At 68.3% G+C, this 9,602-nt stretch carries 5 protein-coding genes and 1 pseudogene; 3 read left to right on the top strand and 3 right to left on the bottom strand.

Features of this window, described 5'->3' with window-relative positions; all coding sequences use genetic code 11:
* A pseudogene (locus ACJ8AT_RS33370) lies at window positions 1-1,115 on the bottom strand (excinuclease ABC subunit UvrA); the annotation flags it as partial.
* A 182-nt stretch (window positions 1,116-1,297) separates the two neighbouring features.
* Between ACJ8AT_RS33370 and ACJ8AT_RS33365 the strand changes: the two are divergent.
* The 3 genes from ACJ8AT_RS33365 (at window position 1,298) to ACJ8AT_RS33355 (ending at window position 5,449) form a co-directional block, all read left to right on the top strand.
* The gene (locus ACJ8AT_RS33365; protein ID WP_407742005.1) at window positions 1,298-3,877 is read left to right on the top strand and encodes an MXAN_6230/SCO0854 family RING domain-containing protein; all 2,580 of its coding nucleotides are present in this window, start codon (window positions 1,298-1,300) and stop codon (window positions 3,875-3,877) included.
* Between the two features lie 89 nt (window positions 3,878-3,966).
* Entirely contained in the window at window positions 3,967-4,698 is a 732-nt protein-coding gene (locus ACJ8AT_RS33360; protein ID WP_407742003.1) for a hypothetical protein, read from the top strand.
* A gap of 130 nt (window positions 4,699-4,828) precedes the next feature.
* Window positions 4,829-5,449 (top strand): hypothetical protein, encoded by a 621-nt coding sequence (locus ACJ8AT_RS33355; RefSeq protein ID WP_407742002.1) that lies wholly within the window; start codon window positions 4,829-4,831, stop codon window positions 5,447-5,449.
* Between the two features lie 70 nt (window positions 5,450-5,519).
* On the opposite strand, the gene ACJ8AT_RS33350 is transcribed toward ACJ8AT_RS33355, so the two are convergent.
* Window positions 5,520-6,134, bottom strand: a complete 615-nt coding sequence (locus tag ACJ8AT_RS33350; protein ID WP_407742001.1) for a hypothetical protein — start codon at window positions 6,132-6,134, stop codon at window positions 5,520-5,522.
* Between the two features lie 462 nt (window positions 6,135-6,596).
* Window positions 6,597-9,602, bottom strand: a 3,006-nt coding sequence (locus ACJ8AT_RS33345; RefSeq protein WP_407742000.1) for an Ig-like domain-containing protein, incomplete at its 5' end; no start/stop codon positions are given.

The following is a 9,602-nucleotide window of genomic DNA, read 5'->3' as shown; positions in this document are numbered from 1 at the left end:
TCACCGCCCGACAGCGTGCCGGACGGCCGGTCGAGGCTGAGGTAGCCCAGCCCGATCTCCACGAACGAGTCGAGCGTCTGCCGCAGCGTCGCCAGCAACGGTGCGACGGACGGCTTGTCCAGACCGCGCACCCACTCGGCCAGATCGTTGATCTGCATCGCGCAGGCGTCGGCGATGTTGATCCCCTTGATCTTGGAGGACCGGGCGGCCTCGCTGAGCCGGGTGCCGCCGCACTCGGGACAGGTGGTGAAAGTGACCGCGCGCTCCACGAACGCCCGGAGGTGCGGCTGCAGCGCGTCGACGTCCTTGGACAGGAAGGATTTCTGGATCCGCGGGACGAGGCCCTCGTAGGTGAGGTTCACGTTCCCGACCTTCACCTTGGTAGGCTCCTTGTAGAGGAAGTCGTGACGCTCCTTCTTGGTGTATTTGCGGATCGGCTTGTCCGGGTCGAGGAAGCCCGAGGCCCCGAAGATGCGCACGTGCCAGCCGTCGGCCGTGTAGCCGGGGATCGTGAGCGCGCCCTCGTTGAGCGACTTGCTGTCGTCGTACAGCTGGGACAGGTCGATGTCGGTGACCGAGCCCATGCCCTCGCATCGCGGGCACATGCCGCCGGTGAGGGTGAAGACACGCTTCTCGGTCGTGCCGGCTCCCTTCTCGATCGAGATCTGCCCGACCCCGCGGACCGACGGGATGTTGAAAGAGAAGGCGTTGGAGGAGCCGATGTGCGGCTTGCCGAGGCGGCTGAACAGCACCCGCAGCATCGCGTTGGCGTCGGTGGCCGTGCCGACCGTCGAGCGGGCGTTGGCGCCCATCCGCTCCTGGTCGACGATGATCGCGGTCGTCAGCCCTTCCAGTACGTCGACCTCGGGCCGGGCCAGCGTCGGCATGAATCCCTGCACGAACGCGCTGTAGGTCTCGTTGATCAGCCGCTGCGACTCCGCCGCGATGGTGCCGAACACCAGCGACGACTTGCCCGATCCCGAGACGCCGGTGAACACAGTCAGCCGCCGCTTGGGGAGCTCGACGCTGACGTCCTTCAGGTTGTTCTGCCGGGCGCCCTGGACGCGGATCAGGTCGTGGCTGTCTGCGGGGTGCTGGTGGCTGGAGGAGGCCATGTTCGCGATCCTGTCATCGAGTATCGACGGGTTTGTGAAGAGATTAGGGCCGCCAGCGGGCTCCGTGCTACGCTTTGCGTGGGGGGTGGCTTCCTGGGCGCGCTTCCTTCTCACTTTCCTCCAACGAAAAAGAGCGTGCCCGCTCTCCACCCCCCGTCCTTTTCCGTCCCCAGGGGTGCCCCGTGAACCCGGTGAAGACCCTCTTCCTCCGGCGGCAGCACCAGGTGTTCCTGGAAGTGGCCCCGCTGGGTACGCCCACCACGACGCCCGCCCTGGAGCGCCTCGAGGCGCGGTTGCTCGAGCTGGGTTTCGTCCTCGGACGCGAGCTCAGGCAGGCGCTCCTCGCGCTTTCCCCCGAGGTGCTCGAGTCCACGGGCTCGTGGCTGGAGGCAACCCTCGCGGAGGAGCTCGGCGCCCATCGGCCGCACGTGCCGCTGTTCCCCGACTTCCCGCGCGGGGTGCCGCTGGAAGACACGCAGTGGCTCCACATCCGCCACGTGATCGCGTGGTTGATTCAGGAGCCCGAGCAACCCTGCCTCCTGTGCGAGAGCCCCGGAAGCGTGGCGGCCGTCTCCCCCTGCGGGCACCTCGTGTGCTCGCGGTGTTGGGATGGCTCGAACTCCAGCGCGTGTCCCATCTGCAACCGCCGCCTCTCCCAGAGCGAGCCGTTCTTCTGGCCGGCACCGCCCGAGAACACGGCCCAGGCCGTGATGCGGCCCGCGGTGCGTCCCAAGCTGAAGCTGCTCCACCTGGGGCGGGAGCTCGAGGCCGCGACGAGGGAGCTGCTGGTGAGCCTGCTGGAGCGCACCTCGCCGCTGGCACCGAAGGAGCGTGACGAGCTGCTCCTGCTGCTCGAGACGCTCCGTCACCGCGTGCTGCCGTGGATCCCCGAGCGCATCCCCGTCAAGGAGACGATGGCGCTCGTCTTCGGCACCCTGCTGCGGCTCTCCGGCTCGCCCGAGGAGACGCTGCGCACCGCGGCGCCCCACCTGCGCACCGCGACGGACGTGCTGCGCGTGCTCTGTGTCTGGATGGGCGGGGCCGCGGATCTGCTGAAGCCTCCGAAGCCGCTGCGCTCCCCGTCGCGTGCGCTGCGCCGGGGCCTGCTGGAGACGCTCGAGCGGCTCGAGGCGCACCTGCTCATCGAGGACATGCTCCGCCACCCGTCCCTCTGGAAGAAGATGGGCGAGCGGCTGCACCCCTTCGAGCACCACGCCCGCTATCCGAACACCGCGCTCGCGTTCGCGGTGCTCCGGCGCACGGAGGTGAGCCAGGAGGACGCACTCGGAAAGTCCCTGGCCCGGGGCGCGAGGAGTCATTCTGAGAACGTCCGTCTCGACGGTCCGCGACTGCGGTTCCTCTCCTGGCGTGGGCGCGTGGAAGAGGGGTTCCGGCTCGGGCAGCTCGACACCGTGTTGCGCCTCCTCGGCCAGCGCCCGGGTGAGCTGATCCGCCGCCTGGACCACCTGTCTCGGAGGATTTTCGAGGAACAGCCCGGGTTGAGCGGCCCGCTCCTCGAGACCCTGGACACGGCGCTCGGGAAGACCTCGCCCGTGTTGCTGCTCACCGTGCTCGCGCACCTGCGCGTCCGGGGCTCGCCGCTGCCGCGCCGGGTCTTCTTCCCTCGCGGGGAGATGTCGCGTGCGTACGTCCTCCCGGACACGCGCCCGCTGCTGCCCGCGGATGCCATCGCCCCGGTGGTGGGCCGGCTCGAGAGCGAGCTCCTGCGCCGGGCCGCGGCCCGCCCCGCTTTCGAAGCGGCCGTGCTCGACGCCGGGCTGGAGGATCTGCTCGTGCCGTTCCAGGAGCAGACGGCGGCCCGGGCCCTGGTCTCCCTCCCGCGCGGCAGCGTGCTGCCCATCCCCGAGGGGCAGCTCCTGCGGCTCTTCGTGCACTGGATGCAGCCCGAGGCTCAGCGCGTCGACATGGACCTGTCCGTCGCGTTCTATGACGCCGAGTGGCAGCACAAGGGCAAGTGCGACTACACGCGCCTGTCCTACGGCGCGCGTGCGGCGGTGCACTCGGGGGACCTGACCTCCGCGCCCCCGCCGCTCGGGGCCTCCGAGTTCGTGGACCTGGATATCCAGGGGCTCCAGGCCGCCGGGGTGCGCTACCTCGCCACCATCCTCTTCAGCTTCAACGGCATCCCGTTCGAGCAGCTCCCCGAGGCGTTCGCCGGGTACATGCTTCGCACCTCACCGGACGGTGAGCTCTTCGATGCGCGGAGCGTGGAGCAGCGTTTCGATTTGCAGGGCGATGCGAAGGTGGCCGTGCCGATGCTGGTCGACCTGCGCGAGCGGAGGATCCGGTGGATCGACCTGAACCTGCCGTCGGACGCGCACGCGTTCCATAGCGTCGCGCGCTATCAGACGGCGCTCGAGAGCCTGGGCTCGGACCTGACGATGTACTTCGGCTCGGGCGCGCGGATGACGCTGTGGGAGCTGGCCTGCCTGCATGCCGCGGCCCGGACGACCCAGGTGTACGTGCGGGGGAGGGATGGGCGCGCCTTCCTTTACCGTCGCGCGAGCGATGAGACGGTGCTCGCCTTCTACCGCCGCCTCCTCGAGCGAGGTCCGTTCGACACGAAGCTCGAGAGCGTTCCCGAGGGGCTCGGTCCGGTGTTCCTGGCACTGCAGCGGGACGATCTCCCGGCCCCGGCGGCCGGCAGCCAGGGGTACTCCTTGCGCTGGCAGCAGCTCTCGCCCGAGACGGTGCGCCGCATGGCCGCGAGCGAGCTGGTGGCCGAGCTGATGGTGGAGTGAGTCCGGGGAGTTCCGCAACGAGGTGGGCGAAGGCGGCCAGTTCCTGGGCTAGATTACGGGTCATCCCTGAGCAAGGGGGGGAGGAACCCGTGGATGACTTCCAGTCGCTCGTCTTGAAGTGGCTCGATGGGCAGATGAAGCAGTACCAGAAGGCCATCGAGCAGCGGAAGGCCGAGTATCTGAAGAAGAAGTGGGCCTGGAGTGAAAAGGCGGTGAGCGACTTCAACCGCCGGCTCGAGGAGCTCAGCGCCGTGCACTCCTCCCTCCTCACCGAGCTGTCCTTTGGCAAGGCACATGGCCAGAACTTGCTCAACCTGGCCAACATCATCTTCAACGAAGCGGGAACGAAGAACCGTGCCGCCAAACTGGCGGTCGCCTACGCCTGGCTCAATCGCACGAAGGGGGTCATGCGCGAGCCAAAGAACAAGGCGGAGATCAGCCATTATGTCCCGCTGCTGCAGCGCTGGAACAACCTGACGGACGGCCAGCGCTTGAGCTTTCTGCAAAACTTCGCGCCCAGTCTGAACGCCGCCCGGCAGCGGCTCAGTGACAAGGCGACCGCGAAGAACGATCCGACCCGGGGGGCCACCCACTGGGTCAGCCCAACCGCCCTGGACCCCTTCAAAAACCAGGACGACTATTACGCTCGCACATTGGGAACAGCGACCAACCGCGCCTTTCCCGTCTGGGCGCGCGGGAACAGTGACTCTGAAGTGGCGAAGATGAAGAAGAGCGGCATGTTGAAGGAGAACTATGCCGAGCTGACCTTGCCGGGCATCGACCAGACCGACTTCCTCTTCTACGTCGGCGTCGTTTACTAGGAGCAGGACCATGGGGCACGCCTGGAGGTGGCGCACAGGGCTCGTATTGTTGGTGGTGCTGTGGGGGTGTGAGGAGCGCAAGCCCCCCACGGAGCTTCGGACGCCCCCGCTTGTCGAGAGCAGCAGGCCCATGACCTCGGAGGGTCCAGTGCGCGAGCAGGACGCTGGGCCCGAGGTCGCCTCCAATGCGGGCGCGGAGCCCACTTCCAACTCGCGCCCCAAGGAGGCCGCCGGAATCCCCGGATCCGTTCTTTCGCCCGATGGACACTTCGCCCTGCTCGTGCACAGTGACGACAGGGTCCGGAACATCGAGGTCTACGAGGCGGCCAGCAAGCGGCGGCTCACCCGCATCACCCCCGACAAGTCCGTCGTGGTGTCCTCGACGAACGCCCGTGTCGAGTGGACCGTGGGCAATCGCATCCTGCTGACCTGGAGCGCGGGGAGCGACGCCACCAGCGCGAAGCTCTACAGCACGGAGGGCAAGACCCTGCTCGAGGTGCTGGGCTCGGGGATGGTGCAGTCGCCCTCGAACCGGTATCTCGCCACCTTTCCCACGGTCTTCGCGGAGAGGCCCATCATCAAGGTCTACGACTTGTCCGCCGGACGCAAGGTGGCGGAACGGGCGGCGAGCGAAGGCACTTTCTGGGTCGTGGACGACATCGGGTGGAAGGGCCAGCAGCTCGTGGCCCTCTGCCGGGATTTGAAGGAGCGGACCGAAGAGGTCCGCATCGAGCTGGACGCGCTCCCGTAGGCTCATGCGAACCTGTGGGTGGTGAGGCAGAGGCTCTCCCCGCGCCAGGTCCCGAGGACGCGCGGCAGGCCTACCCTGCGCCGCGTAGTTGCCGGTGTGTGATTCGATGGCAATTGGCACAGAGGCACTGGAGGTCGCTGAGCCTCGTCCTGTGCCCGGGCCGCATCTGACTGACCTGTGTCGCCCGATGGTGCACCTCAATGCAGGCCTCGGCAGCCTTGATTCCATAGACCTTCACGGGGTCCACCGAGCAGCGTTCACAGAAGAGACGGCCATGCTGCTGGATGAACTGCGCCTTTTTCGCGTCCGATAGTCCCGCTGCCCTCTCCTTACTCAGGTGAGCCCGCATCTTCAGCGTCCCCTCAGCCCACTCCCAGTCGGCAACCGGACTCGGCACTGCCGCTTGCGGTACAGGTTCGGCGTTCACCTCGATTTCATCGAAAAAACCATCATCGGAGCGCTGCACCGGGGTGCGCGTTCGGCTTCCGTCCCAGCCAGAGACGCGCACGCCGACACACCCGCTTTCGACCTCGGTCAAAGCATACCGGCGACAGCGAACGGGGCGCCTGAACCTCGCTTGATTGAAGCGCCGGTACTCCGGAGAACCAATGGCGGTATTGAGACCTTCATTCTCGACCCCTGTCACCCTGTAGACCGCATGTACCTGGTCTTCGACGATGGCCACGACGTACTCGGCTCGGGGTTTGTCTGGGTGGAAGAAGTCGTACCTGTTCCCAACAGGTTGAATCGCCGTGTACTCCCTTATGGTTGCGTCGCACCGTAAGAGTCGGGCCACCATGTTGTTTGAGTGGCGCAGGAACAATATTTGTTCTCGACCGAGTCCATGGTGTTCTTGGAGAAGGAGGTCTACGAGTCGCACGCGGTCCCCTCTGCATTCGATTCAGCCGTCCTGTCCTGGGATGGCGAAGCTCGAATGGTCATTCATCGTTTGGCGTAATCGTCCCGCCGCCTGCAAGTCGCGCCCGTGTCTCGCCGCGCCGCACGACATGCCTCGAGAAATCATGGTTGAAGCCATGGTCTACACCCCCTGAGCTCCGGAAGACACCGAGGCCGGAAGCCCCTGATCGCTCAGCGGCTTCCGGCCCCGGTTTGTGTGTCCCCGGCGGGATTCAACCCGCGGTGTCACTCAATCGTTGCTGGCGCCCCCGAGAATCCAGGAGCGGATGCGGATGAGCTGGCCCGGCCGCGTGTCGAAGTGCGTCGGGTTGTTGCGCGGCATGCGGTTGCCGCACGTGGTGCCCTCCAGCTTGCGCACGAGCGTCGAGTTGTCCGGGTCCCCCGGCGACACGCGCTTGAGCGTGCTGCACAAGGCGTTGACGGTGTTGGCGTTCACCAGGTTGGTGTAGCTGCTGGCCGCCGCGAGGCTGAGGCCTGCGCTCGTCCCGTGGCAGCCCGTGCAGGGCACCGCGTTCCAGATGGTCTGGATGTCCGCGGCGTAGTGCGGGACGGTGACGGGCAAGGTGACGGTGCGGACCACCGGCGTGCTCTGCCCATCCGTGACGCTCACGGAGAGGGTGAAGGACGTCTGCGTGCCGATGCTCGGCGAGAACCACTGCGCACTGGACGCGGTGCTGCCGCCCACGAAGGTGCCCTGGGTGGCGGGTGCCGTCTGCGACCAGGAGTAGGTGAGGGTGTCGCCATCCGGGTCGCTCGCGGTGATGGAGAAGGTGCCGGTGTCCCCCGCCAGCAGCGTGGTGGGCGCGGAAAGGGTGGCACCCACGTTGGGGGCGCGGTTCACCTTCTGCACGGTGATGTCCACGGTGCCCTGCACGCTGCCGCCCTGGCCGTCCGTGATGGTGACGCGCAGGGTGTAGATGGTGTCGGCATTCACATCCGGCGCCGTCCAGGTGGGGTCGCGCACGGAGGTGCTGCTGAAGGCGCCCTGCGGAGAGGCGGGCGACACCTGCGCCCAGGCATAGGTGAGCGTGTCATTGTCCTCGTCGGCGGCGGTGACGGAGAGGGAGACGGATTGCTGCTCCGGCACGGGAGAGGGAGACGCCGTGGGACCCGCCGTAATCGTCGGGGCCCGGTTGGGAGGAATGGGGTTCACGGTGACGTCCACCGTGCCCTGCACGCTGCCGCCCTTGCCATCGGAGACGGTCACCACGAGGGTGAACGTCTGCGGGCTGTTCACCGTGGGCGCCTTCCACGTGGGCGTGCGCGCGGCGGTGTCACTGAAGGAGCCCGCGGGCGAGGCGGGCTCCTGCGTCCACGCATAGGTGAGCGTGTCTCCGTCGGCATCCGTGGCGGTGACGCTGAGCTGGGTGGAGGCACCACTCTGGAGCGACGTCGGCGAGGCGGCCGGGCCCTCGGTCATGGCGGGGGCCTGATTGGGCGGCACGAGCGGCGCCACGGTGACGGACACCTGGCCGTGCGCGGTGCCACCCCGGCCGTCGGAGACAATCACCTTGAGGACGAAGGTCTGCGAGGTGCTCACGGTGGGCGCCGTCCAGGTGGGCGTGCGCGTGGCGCTGTCGCTGAAGGAGCCCGCGGGCGAGGCCGGGTCCTGCGTCCACGTATAGGTGAGCGTGTCCCCGTCCTCGTCCGTGGCGGTGACACCGAGCTGGGTCTGCTCGGTGCTCTTGAGCGAGCCAGGCGAGGCCGAGGGGCCCTCGGTGATGGCGGGCGCGCGGTTGGCGGGCACGGGCGGCGCCACGGTGACGGACACCTGGCCCTGCACGCTGCCGCCCTTGCCATCCGAGACGGTCACCTTGAGGGTGAAGGTCTGCGAGCTGGCCACGGTGGGCGCCGTCCAGGTGGGGTCGCGCACGGAGGCGCTGCTGAAGGAGCCCGCGGGCGAGGCGGGCTCCTGCGTCCACGCATAGGTGAGCGTGTCTCCGTCCTCATCCGTGGCGGTGACCCCCAGCTGCACGGGCGATGGGCCCACCACCGACTCGGGCGAGGCGGCCGGGCCCGCGCTGATGACGGGCGCATGGTTGGGGGGCGGAGGGGGCGCCACATCCACCTGTACCTGGCCCTGGATGGAGCCGCCCCGGCCATCGGAGATCGTGACCTTGAGGAGGAAGGACCGCGCGCTGCTCACGGTGGGCGCCGTCCAGGTGGGCGTGCGGGCCGAGGCCTCGCTGAAGGTGCCCGCCGGCGAGGCCGGGTCCTGCGTCCACGCGTAGGTGAGCGTGTCGCCGTCCTCGTCCGAGGCGGTGACGCTCAGCTGCGTCTGCTGCGCGCTCTGGAGGGACACGGGGGTGGCGGACGGGCCCTCGGTGACGACGGGCGCATGGTTGGTGGGCAGGGGCGCTACGGTGACGTCCACCTGGCCCTGCACGCTGCCGCCGTGGCCATCGGAGATGACGGCCTTGAGGGTGAAGCTGCGGGTGCTGCCCACGGTGGGCGCCGTCCACTTCGTCAGGCGCGCGGCGTCATTGCTGAAGGTGCCGGCGGGCGAGGCGGGCTCCTGCATCCACGTATAGGTGAGCGAGTCATTCTCCGCGTCGGTGGCGGTGACGGAGAGCTGCGTCTGCTCCAGGCTCTTGAGCGAGGCGGGCGAAGCGGTGGGGCCCTCGCTGATGACGGGGGACGCGTTGGCGGGAGTGGCCGGATTCACCGTGACGGCGATTCCCCCCTGCACGGAGCCGCCCTTGCCGTCGGAGACGGTGACGCGGAGGTTGAAGTGCTGAGTGCTGGTGACGGTGGGGGCCACCCAGGTGGGCGTGCGGGAGGAGGCGTCGTTGAAGGTGCCGGCGGGCGAGGCGGGCTCCTGCGTCCACGCATAGGTGAGCACGTCATCGTCGGCATCCGTCGCGGTGACGGAGAGCTCGACGGGCGAGGCGCTCGCCACGGAGTCCGGCGAGGCGGTGGGCCCGGCACCGAGGACGGGGGCATGGTTGGCGGGAGCAGGGGCGAGCACCTTCACGGTGACGGAGCCGCTGTCGGTGCCGCCCTTGCCATCGGCGACGGTGACACCGAGGACGAAGAACGTGTCGGTGGTGACCTGGGGCGCGGTCCACACGGGCGAGCGCGTAGAGGAGAAGGCGCCTGCGGGCGAGGCGGGCTCCTGCTTCCAGGTATAGGTGAGCTCATTGCCCTCCGGGTCGGAGGCCTCGAGCATGAGCGTCACGGTGCCACCGGAGGCGACCTCGGTGGGCTGGGCGATGAGGCTGTTGACGGTAGGCGG

Origin of the sequence: Hyalangium sp., from assembly GCF_045802625.1 — a bacterium.
Taxonomy (GTDB): Bacteria; Myxococcota; Myxococcia; order Myxococcales; family Myxococcaceae; genus Hyalangium.
This window is presented reverse-complemented; position numbering and strand designations above follow the sequence as displayed.